18 protein-coding genes and 1 tRNA gene are annotated in these 19918 nt (G+C 70.8%); 11 read left to right on the forward strand and 8 right to left on the reverse strand.

Going from position 1 to position 19918, the window contains the following annotated elements:
* Window positions 1-59: 59 nt before the first annotated feature.
* A complete protein-coding gene (locus AC1DE0_RS06950) occupies window positions 60-704 on the reverse strand; it encodes an antitoxin (RefSeq protein WP_478098563.1) in 645 nt (214 codons plus the stop codon).
* Between the two features lie 221 nt (window positions 705-925).
* Between AC1DE0_RS06950 and AC1DE0_RS06955 the strand changes: the two genes are divergently transcribed.
* Both AC1DE0_RS06955 and AC1DE0_RS06960 read left to right on the forward strand, forming a co-directional pair.
* Window positions 926-1444, forward strand: coding sequence for a peptidylprolyl isomerase (locus tag AC1DE0_RS06955; RefSeq protein WP_478098565.1), 519 nt, complete (start codon window positions 926-928; stop codon window positions 1442-1444).
* 44 nt (window positions 1445-1488) lie between these two features.
* Window positions 1489-2484 (forward strand): rhomboid family intramembrane serine protease, encoded by a 996-nt coding sequence (locus AC1DE0_RS06960; protein WP_478098567.1) that lies wholly within the window; start codon window positions 1489-1491, stop codon window positions 2482-2484.
* 335 nt (window positions 2485-2819) lie between these two features.
* Here AC1DE0_RS06960 and AC1DE0_RS06965 read toward each other — a convergent pair whose 3' ends face one another.
* Entirely contained in the window at window positions 2820-3071 is a 252-nt protein-coding gene (locus AC1DE0_RS06965; protein WP_478098568.1) for a cell division protein CrgA, read from the reverse strand.
* Between the two features lie 143 nt (window positions 3072-3214).
* Here AC1DE0_RS06965 and AC1DE0_RS06970 point away from each other — a divergent pair, with 143 nt between their 5' ends.
* Together AC1DE0_RS06970 and AC1DE0_RS06975 are read left to right on the forward strand one after the other, a co-directional pair.
* On the forward strand, window positions 3215-4006 hold the full coding sequence (locus AC1DE0_RS06970) for a DUF881 domain-containing protein (RefSeq protein WP_478098570.1): 792 nt from the start codon (window positions 3215-3217) through the stop codon (window positions 4004-4006).
* Between the two features lie 34 nt (window positions 4007-4040).
* A complete protein-coding gene (locus AC1DE0_RS06975) occupies window positions 4041-4679 on the forward strand; it encodes an aminodeoxychorismate/anthranilate synthase component II (protein ID WP_478098572.1) in 639 nt (212 codons plus the stop codon).
* 497 nt (window positions 4680-5176) lie between these two features.
* Here AC1DE0_RS06975 and pknB read toward each other — a convergent pair whose 3' ends face one another.
* The 6 genes from pknB to AC1DE0_RS07005 form a co-directional block, all read right to left on the reverse strand.
* Window positions 5177-7033: a Stk1 family PASTA domain-containing Ser/Thr kinase gene (gene pknB, locus AC1DE0_RS06980; protein WP_478098574.1), complete on the reverse strand. Its 1857-nt coding sequence runs from the start codon at window positions 7031-7033 to the stop codon at window positions 5177-5179.
* A gap of 107 nt (window positions 7034-7140) precedes the next feature.
* Window positions 7141-8601, reverse strand: coding sequence for a peptidoglycan D,D-transpeptidase FtsI family protein (locus AC1DE0_RS06985; protein WP_478098576.1), 1461 nt, complete (start codon window positions 8599-8601; stop codon window positions 7141-7143).
* Window positions 8598-9995 carry an FtsW/RodA/SpoVE family cell cycle protein gene (locus AC1DE0_RS06990; protein WP_478098578.1) on the reverse strand — a complete coding sequence of 466 codons (1398 nt, stop codon included), beginning with the start codon at window positions 9993-9995 and terminating at the stop codon, window positions 8598-8600. Before AC1DE0_RS06990 ends, AC1DE0_RS06985 begins: the two co-directional genes overlap by 4 nt.
* Window positions 9992-11428: a PP2C family protein-serine/threonine phosphatase gene (locus tag AC1DE0_RS06995; protein WP_478098580.1), complete on the reverse strand. Its 1437-nt coding sequence runs from the start codon at window positions 11426-11428 to the stop codon at window positions 9992-9994. Before AC1DE0_RS06995 ends, AC1DE0_RS06990 begins: the two co-directional genes overlap by 4 nt.
* A 4-nt stretch (window positions 11429-11432) precedes the next feature.
* A complete protein-coding gene (locus AC1DE0_RS07000; RefSeq protein ID WP_478098582.1) occupies window positions 11433-12017 on the reverse strand; it encodes an FHA domain-containing protein FhaB/FipA in 585 nt (194 codons plus the stop codon).
* 3 nt (window positions 12018-12020) lie between these two features.
* Window positions 12021-12803: an FhaA domain-containing protein gene (locus AC1DE0_RS07005; RefSeq protein WP_478098584.1), complete on the reverse strand. Its 783-nt coding sequence runs from the start codon at window positions 12801-12803 to the stop codon at window positions 12021-12023.
* A gap of 274 nt (window positions 12804-13077) precedes the next feature.
* On the opposite strand from AC1DE0_RS07005, the gene AC1DE0_RS07010 reads away from it, so the two are divergent.
* From AC1DE0_RS07010 to AC1DE0_RS07040, 7 genes are all read left to right on the forward strand, one after another.
* Complete coding sequence (locus tag AC1DE0_RS07010) at window positions 13078-14706, forward strand: MinD/ParA family ATP-binding protein (protein WP_478098586.1); 1629 nt, start codon at window positions 13078-13080, stop codon at window positions 14704-14706.
* Window positions 14707-14749: 43 nt separating this feature from the next.
* On the forward strand, window positions 14750-15562 hold the full coding sequence (locus tag AC1DE0_RS07015; RefSeq protein ID WP_478098587.1) for an NAD-dependent epimerase/dehydratase family protein: 813 nt from the start codon (window positions 14750-14752) through the stop codon (window positions 15560-15562).
* 97 nt (window positions 15563-15659) lie between these two features.
* Window positions 15660-15742 (forward strand) — tRNA-Leu (locus tag AC1DE0_RS07020).
* A gap of 117 nt (window positions 15743-15859) precedes the next feature.
* On the forward strand, window positions 15860-16771 hold the full coding sequence (locus tag AC1DE0_RS07025) for a hypothetical protein (protein WP_478098589.1): 912 nt from the start codon (window positions 15860-15862) through the stop codon (window positions 16769-16771).
* Between the two features lie 423 nt (window positions 16772-17194).
* Window positions 17195-17617, forward strand: a complete 423-nt coding sequence (locus tag AC1DE0_RS07030; protein ID WP_478098591.1) for a hypothetical protein — start codon at window positions 17195-17197, stop codon at window positions 17615-17617.
* A 368-nt stretch (window positions 17618-17985) separates the two neighbouring features.
* Window positions 17986-19050, forward strand: coding sequence for a serine/threonine-protein kinase (locus AC1DE0_RS07035; RefSeq protein ID WP_478098593.1), 1065 nt, complete (start codon window positions 17986-17988; stop codon window positions 19048-19050).
* A gap of 28 nt (window positions 19051-19078) precedes the next feature.
* Window positions 19079-19738 (forward strand): LON peptidase substrate-binding domain-containing protein, encoded by a 660-nt coding sequence (locus AC1DE0_RS07040; RefSeq protein WP_478098595.1) that lies wholly within the window; start codon window positions 19079-19081, stop codon window positions 19736-19738.
* Window positions 19739-19918: the final 180 nt, after the last annotated feature.

The raw sequence follows: 19918 nt of genomic DNA on the forward strand, positions 1-19918 counted from the left end.
GCCGCTGGGCCCATGCCCCTTGCGTATGCCGTGCCGTCCGCCCCGGGTGCGCGCGGGCCTCAGCCCGTGGTGTCGTGCGGCGGCTCCCCGTGACGACCCCCGGCCGTCGGAGTCGCCTGCTCGGGCCCGGGCGCGTCGTGTCCCGTGAGGGGGTCGTGACCCTGGTGGCCCGAGACGGTCGGCGGGTGGTCGAGACCGAGCACCGTGTCCTCGAGCGTCGTGTCCTCCAGCGACTCTCGCGTGGGCGCGGGGACGTCTCCCGCCGCGGCGGCGAACCCGCTGTCGACCGGGGTGGCCGGCGTGGACGGCGTGGCCGGGGCCGAGGTGGATCCGGCTGTCGGCGACCCGGGGTCGACCGGGTAGGGCTCTCCACCGGTGACGTCCGTCGCCCCAGCTGCAGCAGCGGCGCCGGTCGCGGTGGTCGGCCCGGACGTGTGGCCCTCGGCCACCTTGTCGACGCCGTGGCCGACATGGTCCTTGACCTTGGCGACCTTGTCGGCGTACTTGCCCTCGGTCTTCTCGTCGATCTTCGCCGCAGCCGTGTCGACGTAGCCGTCGATCTTCTCGCGGTTCTCCACGGCGAAGTCGCCGGCCTTCTCTCGCGCCTGCTTGGCGGCCGCGGTGGCCTGCTCCTGCAGGTGCTTGGCCTTGGTCTCGAGGTCGAGCTCCTCGGCCTTCTTCTTCAGCTTGTCCAGAAACGACATCTGCACTCCGTCCTGCGCCGATCGTGACCGGCGGCTCGTCGGGTCCTCGGGTCCTCGGCTGAGGATGATCCTTCTCCTCGGCCAACGGCGGGTCCACCCCCGACGTTCCCATTGCACCCTCCTACCCGCCCGGGCGAGGCGAGCCGCGCCCGTCGCGAACCGCACGGGCTGCGTGGGCGCCACCGGACGGCATACGGCCCGGGCGTGCGAGGATTGTGCCCATGAAGGCAACCCTGCACACGAACCACGGCGACATCGTCGTCGACCTCTTCGAGCACCAGGCCCCGAAGACGGTGGAGAACTTCGTCGGCCTCGCCAAGGGCGAGAAGGAGTACAAGGACGAGGCGGGTCGCACCAACCCCACCCCGTTCTACGACGGCCTGATCTTCCACCGCATCATCCCGAACTTCATGATCCAGGGCGGTTGCCCCATCGGTCAGGGCTTCGGTGGTCCGGGCTTCACGTTCGACGACGAGATCAGCCCCGACAAGGACTTCACCAAGCCCTACATCCTCGCCATGGCCAACGCCGGCAAGCGGATGGGCAAGGGCACCAACGGTTCCCAGTTCTTCATCACGACGGCGCCGACCACCTGGCTCCAGGGCAAGCACACCATCTTCGGTGAGGTCGCCGACCAGTCCTCGCGCGACGTGGTCGACAAGATCGGCGCCGTCGCGACGGGCGCCAACGACAAGCCCCTCGAGGACATCGTCATCAACTCGGTCAGCATCACCGACTGACACCGACATCTGGCATCACGGACGAGACCGGCAGGGAGATCGAGTTGTCCGACGACCCGAGCAGTGTCCCGCCGGCGCAGCCGTCGGGCGAGCCCAGCCAGTTCGGCCCGCCCGAGCCGGCCGGCCAGCCGCCGGTGCGCCCAGGCGTGCCGCAGCCGGCCGCCGGTCCGTCCGTGTGCCCGCGTCACCCCGACCGCGAGGCCTACGTCCGCTGCCAGCGCTGCGGGCGGCCCGCGTGTCCCGAGTGCCAGCGGCCCGCCGCCGTGGGCATCCAGTGCGTCGACTGCGTACGCGACGCCGCCCGTTCCGCCCCGAGCGCCCGCACCGTCTTCGGTGGCCGGGCCACCGACGGCACCCCCGTCGTCACCTACACACTCATCGCGATCTGCGCCGTCGTCTACCTCGCGCAGCGCGCCAGTGACTCCGTCACGCTGAACTTCGCGTTCGCGCCGTTCCTCGGCTGGAGCGAGCCGTGGAGGTTCGTCACCGCCGCTTTCCTGCACTCCCCGCAGACCATCTTCCACATCCTGCTCAACATGTTCGCGCTGTGGTCGCTGGGGCAGTACCTCGAGCCGATGCTCGGCCGCGCCCGCTTCGCCGCGCTCTACCTGATCAGCGGCATCGGGGGGCAGGTCGCCGTGACCCTCCTCGCGGGCACCCCCACCGCTGCCGATGTCCTCGCCGGTGGCCGCGGYCCCTGGTTCGGGGCCGTCGTCGGCGCGTCCGGGGCCATCTTCGGCCTCTTCGCCTCCCTGCTCGTGCTCAACCGCCACCTCGGCCGCTCGTCGACGGCCATGTACGCCACGATCGCGATCAACGCGGCCTTCGGCTTCCTCTACCCCGGCATCTCGTGGCAGGCCCACCTCGGCGGCCTCGTGACCGGCCTGGCCTGCGCCGGCGTCATCGTGGCGTTCCGCAAGCAGGGGGTGCGCCACCTCGTGTGGGTCGCCCTGATCGCGGTGCTGGCCGTCCTCGTCGGGCTCGCGGTGGCCAAGTACCTCACCGTGCCGGTGGACATCCGCGAGCTCACGGCCGGCTGAGCCCGGCTCTTCTGCAGCTCCTCCTCGCCGACCTTCCGTCGGCTCCTCGTCGTCCCTTCCTGCGCCCCACACGCCTCTCGCGACTCTCCTGTCCCAGAGCGCTGTGACGAGCTGCCTGCGGGAGGTTATCCACCGTCTGTGGAAAAACCTGTGGATGTAGTTACACAGATGTCATTCATCCCCAGCTGGGGAAAAGTCTGTGGACAAACAGCGACCTACGCTCCGGGAGTTGTGCACGGGGGTTGTCCACAGCTGTGGAGGAAAAAAACGACGCCGGCCGTCCACAGGTGTGGACAGCCGGCGTCGGTCGGGCTGTGGGTGGTTGTGGATGCCGCTCAGCGCCACCGCATCGTCATGATGAAGCCGCCCATGAGCAGCACGAAGCCCACGCCGAGGTTCCACACGCCGATCGACCCAATCGGGTACTTGTACTCGGTCACGTAGTACACGACGATCCACAGCAGCCCGAGGACGAGCAGCGTGATGAAGACAGGGGCCCACCAGGTGGGATTGGGCTCGGCCGCCTTGCTGGTGCGGGGCGGGACGTATGCCGCCGCCTTGTGGTCGCGGCCTTTTGACTCGGGCACTGCTTTCTCCTTGCTCTGAGTTGAGCCAAGGGTAACCAATGACCTCGTCGGCGTCCTCAGGCACGGAACCTCCGCCGGGCCCGTTCGGCGAAAGAGGCACAATGGGTCACGGCGCGGACCGTCCGCGCGAGCGAGGACCGGACATGAACGACGCCGAGCCGCCGGAGGGCAGCGAGCCAGAGGTTGGCGAGCCCGAGGTCAGCAGGCCCGTGGCCCGCCGACGCGTCACGTGGGGTGTGCTCGTGCCGCTCGTCACTGCCGCCGCCGGGCTGATGTTCGCGATGAGCTTCCAGGCGGCCCAGGGCCGCGACCTACGGGCCGACCGCGACCTGCCGCAGCTGATCAAGGAGGGCACGGCCCGCGTGGCCGACAAGGCCGCGCTCCTCGACGAGCTGCAGCGCGAGGTGAACGCGCTCTCGAAGAGCAGCGCGCCGGCCGACGACCACATCTCCAGCCTCAACCGGGCCGCCGACGAGCTGGCCGGCACCGCGGCGACCACGAAGGTCAAGGGCGCCGCCCTCGAGGTCACTCTCGACGACGCCCACCGCACGGCCGAGTCGCTGCCCGACGGCTTCACGGCCGATGACATCGTGGTGCACCAGCAGGACGTCCAGGGCGTCGTCAACGCGCTGTGGTCCTCAGGGGCCGAGGCGATGATGATCCAGGACCAGCGCGTCATCTCCACGAGCGCCGTGCGTTGCGTCGGCAACACGCTGATCCTGCAGGGCCGCGTCTACGCGCCGCCCTACCGGATCACCGCCATGGGTGACGTCGACCGCCTCCAGCAGGGCCTCGATGCCGACGCCTCCGTCACCATCTACAAGCAGTACGTCGACGCCGTCGGTCTCGGCTACGGAGTCCACACGCACAGCTCGATCGAGTTCCCGGCATACTCGGGCTCGGTCGACTTCCAGTACGCCTCGCCGATCCGCTGACCCACCGCCTGAGCCACCCGCCTGAGAGACACGCATGACCAGCCCAGCCCGCATCCTCGTCGTCGACAACTACGACAGCTTCGTCTACACGATCGTCGGCTACCTCGAGCAGCTCGGGGCCGAGTGCACGGTCGTGCGCAACGACGCCGTCGACGCCGGCGAGGCGGCGGCTTACGACGGGGTGCTCGTCTCGCCCGGTCCGGGCACGCCCGAGGGGGCCGGCGTCTCGAAGGACATGATCCGCGAGTGCGCGCGCATCCCGAAGCCGATGTTCGGCGTGTGCCTCGGCCACCAGGCCCTCGGCGTGGTCGTGGGCGCGACCGTCGGCCGCGCGCCCGAGCTGCTCCACGGCAAGACCTCGCTCGTGCACCACGACGGCACCGGCGTGCTCGAGGGACTGCCGAGCCCTTTCACGGCGACTCGCTACCACTCATTGACGATCGACCCGGCGACGCTGCCCGCCGAGCTGGTGGCGACGGGCCACACCGACTCCGGGCTCGTCATGGCCGTACGCCACCGCGACCTCCCGCTGCACGGTGTCCAGTTCCACCCCGAGAGCGTGCTCACCGAGGGCGGCCACCGGATGCTCGCCAACTTCCTCGCGATGTGCGGCGACGCCGACGCCGTGGCGCGGTCGGCGGGCCTCAGCCCGCTCGTCACCGCCGCCGTCTGAGCGACCTACCCCGCCGCAGGCCCCCCTCACGTCGAGTGCTCACTTCCCGACGTCGAGTCCCATGTCGAGTGCTCACTTTCCGACGCGTACGTCCGTCGGGAACTGTGCACTCGATGGGACCAGCGGGTCGAGTGCTCATCTTCCGACGCGTACGTCCGTCGGGAACTGTGCACTCGATGGGATCAGCGGGTCGAGTGCTCACTTTCCGACGCGTACGTCCGTCGGGAACTGTGCACTCGATGGGACCAGCGGGTCGAGTGCTCATCTTCCGACGCGTACGTCCGTCGGGAACTGTGCACTCGATGGGACCAGCGGGTCGAGTGCTCATCTTCCGACGCGTACGTCCGTCGGGAACTGTGCACTCGATGGGACCTTTGCGTCGAGTGCTCATCTTCCGACGGCTCCTCTACGTCGAGTGCTCACTTCCCGACCTCGGGAAGTGAGCACTCGAGTGAGGTGGAGGGCTGACGACCCGTCGAGTGCGTCGCCCCCTGAGGTCAGGGGAGGGTGAGCGTCGTCGTCGGGGGCGGCGTCGTCGGAGGGGCTGTGGTGGTGGTCGGCGGGGGCGGCGTGATGGTCACCGTCGCCGTGGAGGTGGGCGTCTTCGCCACCTTGACGACGATCGTCGTGCCCTTCTTGACCACGTCGCCCGCCTTGTCGACCGACAGCACCTCGTCGGGGTTCTTCTGGGAGTCGACCGACTCCTTGCGCGGGTCGAGCCCGGCGTTCTGGAGCGCGACCGCGGCCAGGGCCCAGTCCTTGCCGACGAGGTCGTCGGGCACCTTGACGTTGCCGGTCGCGTAGAAGATGCGGATCTTGGTGTCCTTGGACACGACGGCCCGGGCGGCCGGCTCCGTCTTGGTGACGTTGTTCTTGTCCTGGTCGGGGACGTTCTCCTGAGTGAAGCCGGCCACGGCGAAGCCCTGCTTCTCGAGCTCTGCCCGGGCCTCGTCCTTGTTCATGCCCGTCACGTCGGGCACGGTCAACGTGTCCGGACCAGACGACACGACGTACTTGACCGTCGACAGAGTCTGCACGCGCGTGCCGGCGCTGGGGTCCTGGCTCACGACCTCACCCTCGGGCACGATCGTGCTGGCTGCCGCGGTCTTCTGGCCGCGCAGGTTGTTGGTCGCCAGGGTGCGGGCGGCGACGTCTTCCTTCATGCCCTCGAGGGTGGGCACGGCCACCGTCGGCACCGTGGTGGGGGCCTGGTTGCCGAACCACGTGACGGCGCCCCAGCCGACGAGCGCGAGCAGGGCGATGACGAGCAGGGTGATGAACGCCGCCTTGCCGCGACCGCCCTTGCGCTGGGCGTCCTCGCCCTCGTCGTGGCCGACGGCGGGCAGGCCGGCGGTGTTCCGGTAGCGGCGTGCGCCGACCGGGGGCTGCACCGCCGTCGGTGCCCCCGGTGCGGCATACGACTGCGGGAGGGTCTGGGTGGCAGCAGCGCCCACGGCGGCTGCGGTGCCGAGGGCGGCGGCGCTGATCTGGCGACCGAGGCGGACGTTCTCGAGGTCGTCGCGGAACTCAGTGGCGTCCTGGTAGCGGGCCTCGCGGTCCTTGGCGAGGGCGTGCAGAGTGACTGCGTCGAGGTCACCACCGACGGCGTCGTTCCACACGCTCGGCGGCTGCGGGAGCTCGCCCACGTGCTGGTAGGCGATGGCGACGGGCGAGTCGCCGACGAACGGGGGCCTCCCGGCGAGCAGCTCGAAGAGGAGGCAGCCGGTCGAGTAGAGGTCGGAACGCTCGTCGACGGTCTGGCCCTGGGCCTGCTCGGGCGAGAGGTACTGCGCCGTGCCCACGACCGACTGGGTCTGCGTCATCGTGGCGGCGGTGTCGGCGATGGCCCGGGCGATGCCGAAGTCCATCACCTTCACGTGGCCGTTGCTCGTGATCATGACGTTGGCGGGCTTGATGTCGCGGTGGACGATGCCCATCCGGTGGCTGTAGGCGAGCGCGTCGAGGATGCCCTCGGTGACGCGGATCGCCTCTGCCGGGTCGAGCTGCTGGTGCTCGGTGAGCTGCTGGCGCAGCGTCTGCCCGTCGACGTACTCCATGACGATGTACGGAAGGGTCGTACGCGTGCCGTTGGGTCCGTCGGCCAGGTCTTCGTCCTCGCCGGAGTCGAAGATCGCGACGATCGCCGGGTGGTTGAGACCGGCGGCGGACTGCGCCTCGCGGCGGAAGCGCATGAGGAAGTTGGCGTCGCGTGCGAGGTCGGAGCGCAGCATCTTGATGGCGACCTGGCGACCGAGCCTCGTGTCGTGACCGAGGTGCACGTCGGCCATGCCGCCTCGTCCGATGAGCTCGCCGACCTCGTAGCGTCCCCCCAGGACGCGTGCTGCGGTGGTCACGTCGTTCGCCTCTGCTCGTTCGTGAAGGGCTCGTCCGGATGCTGCGTCATCGTGGTCCGCTCGTCGGGCGCCGGCAGGTGGCTGCTCACGCTGGTCGGGTCGGTCGGTCATCGGTTGAGCACCGCCTCCATGACGTCGCGAGCGATGGGGGCGGCCACGCGGCCGCCGCCGATCTCGCTGCCCTTGACGCCGCCGTCCTCGACGACGACCGCGACCGCGATCTTCGGGTCGGTGGCTGGGGCGAAGGAGATGAACCAGGCGTGCGGTGGCTTGTTGAGGTCGTGCTGGGCGGTGCCGGTCTTGCCGGCCACCTCGACGCCGTCGATCTTGGCTCTGGCGCCACTGCCGTTGTTCACGACCGAGACCATCATCTTGGTCAGCGTGGCTGCGGTCTTGTCGGACACCGCCTGCGACAGCTCGACCGGGTCGGGCGTGGACTCGATGATGTCGAGGTTGGCGCTGCGCACCGAGTCGATCAGGTAGGGAGTCATGACGCGGCCCCCGTTGGCGATGCCGGCCGCGACCATCGCCATCTGCAGCGGCGTGGTGCGCACCTCGTACTGGCCGATCGCGCTCTGGGCCGCCTGGGGCGCGTTGAGGTCGGCCGGAACGGAGCTCGTCGAGACCCGCATCGGGATCTGCAGCGAGTCGCCGAACCCGAACTTCGCGGCCTGCGCGCGGATCTTCTCGCCGCCGAGCTCGAGGCCGAGCGAACCGAAGGCAGTGTTGCACGAGATCTCGAGCGCGTGGATGAGGGTCGTCTTGTCGCCGGGACCGCACGGCCGCCCGTTCTCGTTGGGCAGGTTGGTGGTGGTCAGCGGCAGGTCGAGCACGGGCGGGCCCGGCACCGAGGAGTTCTCGTCGGTGACGACGCCGTCCTCGAGCGCCGCCGCGGCGGTGACGACCTTGAACGTGGAGCCGGGCGGGTAGACGCCGTTGATCGTCCGGTTGAGGTAGGCCTTGTCGGGGTCGGTCGAGAGCTTCTGCCACGCGTTCGCGGCCTTGGACAGGTCGTGGCTGGACAGCGGGTTGGGGTCGTAGGTGGGGTGGCTGACCATGGCGAGGATCGCGCCCGTCTTCGGGTCGAGCGCCACGACCGCGCCCTTGTTGTCGCCGAGGGCCTTGTCTGCCGCTGCCTGCGCCTTCGGGTCGATCGTCAGCTCGATCGTGGCGCCGGACGTCTTGCGGCCGGTGATGAGATCGGTGACACGACGGACGAAGAGGGTGTCGGCGTCGCCCGAGAGGAGGTCGTCGGAGGCGTGCTCGAGGCCGTAGGGGGCGCCGACGGCGTAGGAGTAGAAGCCGGTGAGCTGGGCGTAGAGCTGGGCCTGCGGGTAGGAGCGCAGGAAGCGGTACTGGTCGTCGACGGCCACCGACTTCGCAATGGGCTGGCCGCCGGAGATGATCGACCCGCGCTCACGGGAGTAGCTGTCGAGCAGCGAGCGCTTGTTGCTCGCCATCGCTCCCAGCGACCGGGCCTGCGTGAACTGCACGATGGTCGAGGCGACCAGCAGCGCCGTGAACAGGCACGCGATGAGGACGGAGAGCCGGCGGATCGGGGTGTTCACGGCAGCTTCACCACCTGGGTCATCTCGGCCGGCGACGGGTCGTCGGCGGCGACGCCCACCGGGATCTCGGGCATCGGGCGACGGGCCTGGTCGGAGATGCGCAGCAGCAGCGCCATGATCACCCAGTTCGCGAGGAGGGAGGAGCCACCGAGCGACATGAACGGGGTCGTGAGGCCGGTCAGCGGGATGACCCGCGTGACGCCGCCGATGACGATGAAGAGCTGGAAGGCGACGGAGAAGGACAGGCCGATCGCCAGGAGCTTGCCGAACCCGTCACGCACGCCGAGGGCCGTGCGGATGCCGCGCTCGCAGAAGAGCAGGTACAGCACGATGATCGCGACCGAGCCGAAGAGGCCGAGCTCCTCGCCGAGGCTGGAGAAGATGAAGTCGCTCTCGGCGAAGGAGGTGAGGTAGGGCCGTCCAGCACCGAGCCCGGTGCCGGTGAGCCCGCCCGAGGCCATGCCCCACAGGCCGTTGGCCAGCTGGTTGGAGCGCTCGAGGTTGTCCTGGGAGAAGGGGTCGAGCCACAGGTCGACGCGCTTCTGGAAGTGCGTGAACGCCGACAGCGCGAAGGCGACGGCCGCGGCGAAGAGGAGCAGGCCGATGGCGATCCACGACACGCGCTCGGTCGCGACGTAGAGCAGCGCGACGAAGAGGCCGAAGAAGAGCAGCGCCGAGCCGAGGTCCTTCTGGAAGACGAGGATCAGCAGCGCCAGCACCCATGCGACGAGGATCGGGCCGAGGTCACGCCCACGCGGGAAGGTGAAGCCGAGCACCTTCCTGCCGGCCAGCGAGAGCACGTCGCGGGTCTGGACGAGGTAGCCGGCGAAGAAGATGGCGAGGGCGATCTTGGCGAACTCGCCGGGCTGGAAGTTGAGCGGGCCGACGGAGATCCAGATCTGCGAGCCGTTGATCGAGCGGCCGACGCCGGGCACGAGAGGCATCAGCAGCAGCACGAAGCCGGCGGCCATCGACACGTAGGTGTAGCGGCGCAGCAGCCGGTGGTCGCGCAGCAGGAACAGCACGGCGACGGCGAGCGCGACCGCGAGCGTCGTCCAGATGATCTGGCGGTACGCGTCGCCGTCGGACCCGAGCTTGCCGCGGGCCAGGTCGAGGCGGTGGATCATGACGAGCCCGAGGCCGTTGAGCACCGTCGTGATCGGGAGGAGCACGGGGTCGGCGTACGCGGCCTTCCAGCGCAGCACGAGGTGCACGGCGAGCACCAGCACCATGAACCCGCCGGCGACCGGGATGATGTTGGCCGGCACGGTGCCGTTGCGGTTGAGGTCGGTGGTGACCCACGCGAGCAGCACGATGCCGACGGCGAGCAGCAGCAGGACGAGCTCGGCGCCTCGGCGCGTGCGAGGCGTCAGCGGCTCGACGGTCGTCGTCACGCGCCCACCCCCGAGAACGCGGCGGCGACGGCCGGCGGCGTCGTGACGGAGGGCTTCGGCGTCGACGGGCCGGGAGCCGGGACCGACGGCGAGGGCGTGACCGGGCTCGTGGGCGGGCTCGTGGGCGGGGTGGTCGGCAGTGTTGCGGAAGGCGTCGGGACGGGGCTGGTGCCGCACGGGGTGCCGCTGGCCGCGATCTGCTGGCAGCGCTGGGCCTCGGTGCGCAGGGCGGCGATCTTGAGCTCGGCGTCGGCGAGGTCGCGGGCCGTGATCGTGTTGCCGACCGAGCCCTGGACGTCGGTGGGCAGGTCGGCCACGAGCACGTCGGACTGCGACTGCACGTGCGAGAGCCGGACCGGGCCGAGGTCCTGGCTGACGCCCTGGAAGATCGCGACGTGGCCGGCGTCGGCCGCGACGTAGTACTGCTTCTGGGACCAGGCCCAGGCGGCATACCCGCCCCCGGCAAGGACGGCCACGACGAGCATCAGGCCGAGGGTGCGGCGTACGACCTTGGAACGCTTGGACCGAGTGCGGTCCTCGGCGAGCTCGAGCCCGTCGTCCTCGGGGTGCGGCCGGCCGGTGGCCTCGCGCGACAGGGCAGCAGCCTTCTCGGCGGGGCTCGTCGGTATGGCGCGCGTCTTGTTGCGCATGCGCTTGCCCGCGGCGCCGACGACCTGCGGGACGGTGGTGGGCAGGTCGTCGCCGTCGGCGTCGACGACCTCGGCCACGATCACGGTGACGTTGTCACGGGTGCTCGCCTTGAGTGCGACCTCGATGCAGCGGTCGGCGGCCTCCTCGGGCGTGCGGGCCTCGCGGAGGATCTCCTCGATGACGTCGGCGCCGACGAAGTCGGACAGCCCGTCGGAGCACATCAGGAAGCGGTCGCCGATCTTCGCCTCGCGCAGCGACGTGTCGGGCTCGTCGTCGGGCTGGCCGGTCATGACCCGGGTGACGACCGAGCGCTGCGGGTGGTGCCCGGCCTCGTCCTTGCTGATGCGGCCCTCGTCGATGAGCTGCTGGACGAAGGAGTGGTCCTTCGTGATCTGCGAGAAGGTGTCGCCGCGGAGCATGAAGGCGCGGGAGTCGCCGATGTGGGCCATCGCGAGCTTGTTGCCCGTGCGCAGCATGACGATCGTCGTGCTGCCCATGCCGGCGAGGTCGCTGTTCTCGCGCATCGCCTTGGTCAGCTTGGCGTTGGCCGAGTGCAGCGCCTCCTCGAGGAGCGGGATCGCCTGGTCGGCGGTGACGTCCTCCTCGTCGAGGGGGGCGAGCTCGCCGACGATCATCGAGCTCGCGACGTCGCCCGCGGCGTGCCCACCCATGCCGTCCGCGAGGACGAGCAGGTTGGGGCCGGCGTACCCGGAGTCCTCGTTGCGGGACTTGGGTCCCAGCCCGAGGTCGGAGCGCGCGGCGTAGCGCAGGGCGATGGCCATCGGGTCAGCCTCGCAGTTCGAGAACGGTCTTGCCGATCCGCAGGCTCGTGCCCACCTCCACGGGACGTGTGCCGGTCAGGCGGTCACGACCGATGAAGGTGCCGTTCGTCGAGTGGAGGTCCTCGACGACCCAGCCGTCACGGCCGGAGGGGTCGGGGTAGATGCGGCAGTGCCGCCCGGACGCGTAGTCGTCGTCGAGCACGAGCGCGCACTCGGGGTTGCGGCCGATCAGGATGCCGCCGCTGCGCAGCGGGAGCGAGGTGCCGGTGAGCGGGCCCTCGGTGACGACGAGCGTCGTCGGGGCGCCCTTGGCGCGACCGCGGCCGCGCCATCCCGACCCGCCGGCGGGCTCGGGAGCCGGTGCCGGAGCAGCGCCGGCGCCTGCACCGGCAGCGGCCGGTGCGGGAGTGCGGGCGGGGGTGCGCTGACGGTTCTGCTGCTCGGCCTCCTTGCGCGCCTTGCGGCGACCCCGACGGCTCACGGCGGTGCCGTAGATGTCAGTGCGGAGCACCCCGACGACGCTGAAGATGAAGATCCACAGCAGCGCGAGCAGACCCAGCCGCAGCAGGGTCAGGGTGAGTTCACTCATGCGTCACCGGCGTCCGGCTCGGAAGGTCGCGGAGGTGCGCCCGATCGTCAGGCGGTCGCCGTCCTGGAGCCGCTGGGCCGAGATACGCTCGCCGTTGACGAACGTGCCGTTCGTCGAGTTGAGGTCGCGGATCGAGGTGACCAGGTGCGGTCCGTCGGTCGTGACGCGGATCTCGCTGTGGCGGCGGGAGACGCCGGGGTCGTCGATGACGATGTCGGCCGTGTCGTCGCGACCGATGGTCGTGAGGCTGCCCAGCAGCGGGTAGCGGTCGCCGCCGATGTCGAGCCAGGGCCGGGCCGACGGGTTGGACCGCGGGGTCGGCCGGTGGACGGGGGCCTCGTCGACCACTGTGCCGTTCGCGGTCTGGGGGCGAGGCGGGGCGCCCTGCGCGGGGGCGGCGGGCTCGCGGCCGGCCTGCTTCGCGGTCGCTGGACGCACCCGGAACACACCGGTCTCGAGACCCTCGCCCTCGACCAGCTGGACCTCGAGGGGTCCGCCGGGCTGGTAGCCCTGCGAGTCGGCGTGCTCCTGCGCCGCGGCGACGAGGTCGTCGGAGAGGTCGTCCTCGTAGTCACCGAGCCGCTCGTAGTCGGTCTGGCTGAGCTCGATCGTGTAGAGGTTGGGCACCATGGCCCGCCCGTGCCCGAGCAGGGCGGCCCGGTCGTCCATGGCGCGTCGGATCGCCGAGGCGATCTCGACGGGCTGCACCTCGGACTTGAACGCCTTGGCGAAGGCACCGTGGACAGCCTTGGCGAGACCGTGCTCGACACGGTTGATGATTCCCACGCCGTCTCCTCCTCCTGGTGAGCGCTCCTGCCGGGCGCTTCATCGTAGCCGGGCGAGCCCCACCAGCCCCCAATCGACGGGCCCGCGCGGGCCGTGGCGGCGCCCTTCCGAGCACCTTCGGAGCCTGTTCCGAGCCTCTTCCGAGCCCCTTCACAGCGCGTTCCCGACGCGCCGCACCGCCGGTCAGCGGGTTTGATGTGTGACGGAAGCATGGGACGATCTCACGGGGTCCCGCGGCGGGTCCCGCACGTGGTAGGCCAGCAAGGAGCGCTCGATGAGCAAGGACGAGACCGGAAGCAACGAGGGTCAGGGCATCCCCGGCTTCTCCGCCAACAACTCCATCCCGGGTGGCTTCACCCTTCCGATCCCCACCGCGACGGCGGGCGCGCCCCACGAGGACGAGGCTCCGGCCGACCCGTGGAGCTCCACCTGGGAGGACACGTCCTGGCAGCCGGGCGACACCGGCCAGCAGCCGGCCGTGGCCGCCTCCGACGACACCGCCGCCAACCAGTGGACCGACTCCTATGAGTACGGCGGCGAGTCTGCCTCGACCGACACCAACGGCCACGACCACAACGGCTCGTCGACCACGTCGTGGACCGAGTGGCAGCCCTCCGACCCGGGCACCGGCGAGTGGCCTGTGACCAGCGGCTCCGGCACCGCAGACGACCCGGGCCAGGCGACCGCCCACTGGTCGACCCTCCAGCACAACGCCGACACCGCGGCCGCGTCCGAGGAGGAGTACTCCGGCTGGATGCCCGCCGGCACCGGCTCGTCGAGCTCGTCGACTTCCACGACCTCCGACTCGGCCACTGCCACCGGCGCGTCCGGTCACTACGGCACCGACCACAGCGCAGCCCAGCAGGCGTATGCCGCCCGCCCGGCGCTCGACCCCGACGTGGCCGCCGCGGCGGCCGAGGGTGGCTACGAGGCGCAGTCGACGGCATACGACCTCACCCCGGCTGCCCGCGAGGGCAACTCCGACCGCCCGAGCGCCGAAGACCTCATCACGGCGCGTTCGAAGGGCGAGCGACAGAAGACCAAGGCCAACTCGGGCCTGCGCAAGGCCTTCGGCATGGGTCCCAGCGTCAAGGAGATGCTCGAGCGCGACCGCATCGACCGCATCGCGCGACCGCTCAACGGCCGCAAGACGATCATGGTCATCAACACCAAGGGCGGCGGCGGCAAGACACTCGTCACGCTGATGCTCGCGAGCTACCTCGGGCGCTACCGCTCGGGCTCGGTGCTCGCCTGGGACAACAACGAGACCGAGGGCACGCTCGGCATGCGTGCCCCGTCGCAGAGCCACCACCGCACCGTCGTCGACCTGCTCGGCGCCCTGCCGACGATCGCCAACGACCCCAACGCCGGCACGTCCGAGCTCGAGCACTGGGTGCGTGAGCAGCGGGGCCTCTCGTTCGACGTGCTCGCGTCGGCCGACGACGACGAGGCGATGCGCATCATCGGCGAGCAGGAGTTCGAGGACCTCCACACGCAGCTGTCGCGCTTCTACCGCATGATCGTCGTCGACACCGGCAACAACCGCCTCTCGCCGAACTGGCTGGCGGCGGCTGCCCGGGCCGACATGCTCGTCTTCGCGACGTCGCTCAAGGACGACACGTCCGTGGTCGCGGCCAAGAACCTCGATGCGCTCGTCGCGATGGGTCGCGGTGACCTCGTGCGCAACGCCGTCTGCGTCATCTCGCACACGTCGGCCAAGGCCAACGACATCGGTGCCGGCGTGCACACGCGCGAGCACTTCGAGCAGTGGGTGCGCGCGGTCGTCGACATCCCCTACGACCCGATGCTCGCACCGGGCCTGCACCTCGACCCGCTGAAGATCAGCCGCAAGACGCACGACTCCTGCATGGAGATGGCGGCCGTCGTCGTCGACGGCCTCTGACCTCGCCCAGCACGACAGCGCCCCGACCGGGTATGCCGTCCGCGTGGCCCTTCTCGCGCTGACCGGTGCGGCCGGGCGCATCGCGACGGCTCTGCGGCCGCGCCTGCGCGCGGCTGGTCACCGGCTGGTGCTCTGTGAGGCGCCGGGCGTCGAAGTGGCCGGCGCCGACGCCTCGCTCGAGCGGGTCGTCGAGTGCGACCTGCGCGACATCGAGGCGCAGGCCGAGGCGTTCGCGGGCGCCGATCTCGTCGTCCACCTCGGCGCGTTCTCCGACGAGCAGGCGTGGGCCGACCTGCTCTCGGTCAACATCGACGGCAGCCGCGCGGTGTGCGAGGCGGCTCGCATTGCCGGGGCGCCGCGGCTGCTCCTTGCCAGCTCGGTGCACGCAGCGGGCTTCGTGCCGGTCGAGTCGCCGTCGCTCCGTCAGGGCATGCCACTCCCGGCGTCCGACACGTACTACGGAGTGAGCAAGGCGGCCCTGGAGGCGCTCGGGGCGTTGTATGCCGCCCGGTTCGGCATCACCGTCGTGAGCGCACGCATCATGACCTTCGCCGACGGCACCGGCGTGCCCGGGTCGTTGCGCTCGTGGCTCTCTCCGGACGACATGACCCGGCTGGTCCTCGCCGTGCTCACGACCGAGGCCACCGGGCACCACGTCGTGTGGGGCGTCTCGCGCAACACCCGACGACGCGTGGACCTCTCGCCCGGGCTGGCCATCGGCTTCGACCCGCAGGACGACGCCGAGGCGTATGCCGGTGAGCTCGAGCGGGTCTCAACGGCGCGGTCGTCGCCGTTCCTGGGTGGTGGGTTCACCGAGCCGACCTACCGGCTGGGCGAGCCGCACGGGGGCCGGTGACGACCGAGGGACCCCTTCGGGGTGGACGCCAGACGGGGCGGCGCGTGTCCCGGTTTGGCGATCCGGCGGGGGATGCACCACACTGTCTCCTTGTCACGCGCGAGTGGCGGAACGGCAGACGCGCTGGCTTCAGGTGCCAGTGTCCGAAAGGGCGTGGGGGTTCAAATCCCCCCTCGCGCACGCGATGACGAAGGGCCCCAGTTCTCCAGAACTGGGGCCCTTCGGCGTTACGCGGGGCCCTTCGTGGTCGCGTCCCCCTCAGAGGCACTTCCCAGTGGCAGTTGCGACGATGGCTGGGTGACGTTCGGTCTGTTCGGTGCCCTCCTCGCGGCGCTCGCCTACGGTGCGGCCACCGTGCTGCAGGCGATCGGCGTCCGTCGGGCCGCTGCCCTCCCGGCCGGCACCGCTGTCCTCGGGCGCATCCGCGCCGGGTGGCCGTATGCCGTGGGGCTCGCCCTCGACGGTGTCGGCTTCCTCGCGTCCGTGGCGGCGTTGCGCACCTTGCCGCTCTTCGTCGTCGAGTCCGCCATCGCCTCGTCGGTGGCCGTCACCGCCGTGCTGTCGGTCCTCGTGCTCCATGTCCGCTTTGGCGTGCCGGACGTCGTCGCGCTGGTCGCCGTCGGCCTGGGCCTGACGGGCCTCGCGCTCACGGCGGCCGAAGGTCCGGCCGTGCACCCGGGCCCTGCGGCGACGTGGTGGCTGTTGGTGGCGGCGTTGCTCGTGGGGGTGCTTCTCGCCGTGGGCTTCCGGGACCGCCGTCGGGGCGGCGTCCTGCTCAGTGTCGCCGCGGGTCTCGGCTTCGGTGGTGTCGGGGTCGCGGCCCGACTGCTCGAGGTCCCCTCCCGGGTCTGGGCGCTCGCGACCGACGGCCTCGCCTGGGCGCTCGTCGCGCACGCGGCGCTCGCGACCGTCTCCTACGGGATGGCGCTCAGCCGAGGCAGCGCCACGACGGTGGCCGCCCTGACCTTCGCGACAGAGACCGTGCTGCCGGCGGCGGTCGGCCTCATGGTGCTCGGGGACCGGGTCGCGCCGGGGCAGGCGCCCGTGATGGGGGCGGCGTTCGTCGTCACCCTCGCCGGCTGCATCGGCCTGGCGAACCGCGCCGAGCCCGCCGAGCCCGCCGAGCCCGCCGAGCGCGGCGATCCGCGAAGCGAGTCCGGTGCCGACGTGAGCCGAAGCCGGCCCGGCCGGTCGACCTCCATGCCCTGATGGGGCGCGTGCGCACAGTCGAGGATCAGCACCCCTCGGGCGCTGAGATCGAAGGGGCAAGCCGGCAGCCGTGGCCCGGGCGACTCCACCTCGCGACACCCCTGGACTCATCGTGCGCGAGATCGCGCTCCTGGTGTCGTCCGGCCACCCGTCCTGCGCGACCTCGCGCCTGATCAGCCGCGCGCCGGAGTGGGTCCGCCTCGTCCGGCCTTGGGAGGGGTTGTCCTACGGGAAAACCCGCGAGATCGCCTGTTGAGCAAGCGAACCGGTATCTGCGCTGTGGATCGAAGGCTCTGCCTGTCACCCGCTAGATCACCACCTGCCGGACCCGAGGGACCTCCCCGAGGGTGCGGCGCCAGGGGGATGGGATCACGGTCAGGCGCGATCGTCGCGGGTCACTCTCCACCCAGAAGGGAGCGCCACATGTCCAGTCAGTCCTTCACCACGTCCTCGGGCCTGGGCCGCCGCTCCGCAGCGGCGTTCGGTGCTTCCGCGGTGCTATCGCTGGCCCTGGCCGGCCCCGCTCTCGCGCAGCAGCCCCATGAGCCGGTGCCCAGCCCGGTCCCGTCGGCATCATCGAACTGCCTCTACATGGGTGGCGGCACGATCGGGCAGTGCCGCGACGCGAAGCTCTTCCCGAAGCACTCCGAGGTCGGCTCGGCCAACAGCGCCGAGGGTCCCACCCCGGTCGCACCGGCGGCACCGGTGGCGCCCAAGGTCTCGCTCCCGCCTGCTCAGCCGACGAACCTGCCGGTCGTCGGGATCGGCGTGGCGACGGCCGCCGTGATCGCGGGCGGCGCGGCCCTCATCGCCGTGAGCCGGCGCCGACCGGCCCGCCCCGCCTGACGCGCCTGATTCGCCCGGTCTCGGTGGCCGGCTGCGGGCACCACCCACCCGCAGCAAGGAGACCGGGCGATGACGGCCCACCGACCCGACGGCATACGCCCGACGTATGCCGTCGGGTCCCGTCGTGCGTGCGCCGCCGGGCAGGCGAACGGGGCCAATCAGGTCGCTACACGTGGTTCGCAGAGCGGGGACGGGGGTATGTAGGCGAATGCCATGACCCGGGGGCCGGTCATGGCTCAGACCGCTCCCAGGACTGGTCGACGAATGTTCGATCCAACCGTTGGGTCCCGTACGATGACCGCTGACGAAGGCCTCTCAGATGTCACACGACGCGCACCTTCCGTCCGAAAGGCCCAGGTGCCCCTGACATGAACCGTCTCCAGGAAGGCATTGTCCTCGGCGACCGCTACCGCCTCGAGAGCCGTATCGCCTCAGGCGGAATGGCTGACGTGTGGCGTGGCACGGATGACGTGCTGCAGCGCCCGGTGGCGGTCAAGATCATGCGTCCCGACGCCGACCACGAGCGGCTCTTCGCCCTCCGCTTCCGCGATGAGGCCGTGCACTCCGCAGGCCTGATGCACACCAACATTGCGACCGTCTTCGACTACGGCGAGGACGAAGGTCTGGCCTTCCTCGTCATGGAATTGGTCGAGGGCGAGCCCCTCTCGGCGATCCTCAACAAGCGTGGCCCGCTCCCGCCGCACGAGGTGCGCTCGATCATGGGTCAGGCCGCTCTCGCGCTCGGCGTCGCGCACGAGGCCCGCGTGGTGCACCGCGACATCAAGCCCGCGAACATCATGGTGCGCGAGGACGGCCTCGTGAAGCTCACCGACTTCGGCATCGCCCGGGCGCTCGACGCCTCCGGCCACACCCAGCACGGCGAGATGCTCGGCACGCCCAACTACATCAGTCCCGAGCAGGCCCTCGGCCACGCGGCGACGGGTGCGAGCGACCTCTACGCCCTCGGTGTCGTTGCCCACGAGATGCTCGTCGGCCAGCGGCCCTTCGACCGGGGCACGCCGATCGCGACCGCGCTGAGCCACGTCAACGAGGCGCCGCCGCCGCTGCCCGACACGGTGCCGGAGGACCTCCGCGAGCTCATCACCGAGTGCCTCGAGAAGGACCCGGAGCAGCGGCCCGCCAACGCGGCCACCGTCGCCGTCCGTCTCGGCATGGGTGACCAGGAGCTGCGCGGCCTCGCACTGGGCCTCGCGACCGCCATCAACGGCTCCCCTGCCGACATGATCGAGAACGTCGAGCAGCTGGCGGAGCAGGCCGGCCACACCACCGGTGCGACGGCTGACGATCGTGGCGACGGCGCCCACATCGGCACCGAGGTGGACGGCGATGGCCTCGAGCCGACCCGGGCGATGGCCACCCCGGCCTCGACGCCCGTGCCCTCCGAGCGCGAGGACGCCGCCCGCGGGGCCTGACGGCCCGGGCGAGACTGGGTGTGGGCAGATGGCGACTCTGGCGATCTTCCCGCTGGCCACGGTGCTCATGCCCGGGGCGCGACTGCCGCTGCAGATCTTCGAGCCGCGCTACGTGAAGCTCCTCCACGACCTGCTCGACGGCCAGGACGAGCGGCCGCCCGTCTTCGGGGTCGTCGCGATCCGCGAGGGCTACGAGGTGGGTGACGATGCGGTCAAGGCCCTCCACCCCGTCGGATGCGGCGCCCTGCTGACCCAGGCGGCCGCGCTGGAGGGGGAGCGCTTCTTCGTCGTCTCCGAGGGCACCGACCGCTTCCACCTCGACGCCATCGACGACACGGCCGGGACACCGTACGCGACGGCTCGCGTCACCTGGCTGACCGAGCCCGACGGTGACGCATCGACCGTCGCGGGGCTCGCCACGGCGTTGCGGGCCGAGCTCGTGGCCTTCGCTGCGTCGCTCGGCAGGGAGCCCGAGCCGGCCGAGCTGCCGGCCGACCCGCGCACCCTTGCGTATGCCGTGCCGGACTCCGTCAGCCTCGACGTGGCCGACCGCCAGCGACTGCTCGAGTGCGTGGACACCGAGTCGCGCCTGCGGCTGGGCCTGCACCTGGTTCGTCGTGAGAGCGAGTTCGCCGCAGCGCTCGGGGCCGTCGCTCCACCCGCAGTCCCGCCGTTCAGCCTCAACTGACCCGTCGGAAACTGAGCACTCGACGAGAACTGTGCGTCGAGAAGTGAGCACTCGACCGCGGGTCTAGGTCGAATGCTCAGTTTCCGACGGGCCCCCACCCGTCGAGTGCTCAGTTTCCGACGGGCCCCCACCCGTCGAGTGCTCAGTTTCCGACGGGCCCCCACCCGTCGAGTGCTCAGT

Source organism: Terrabacter sp. 05T424 (assembly GCF_056396225.1).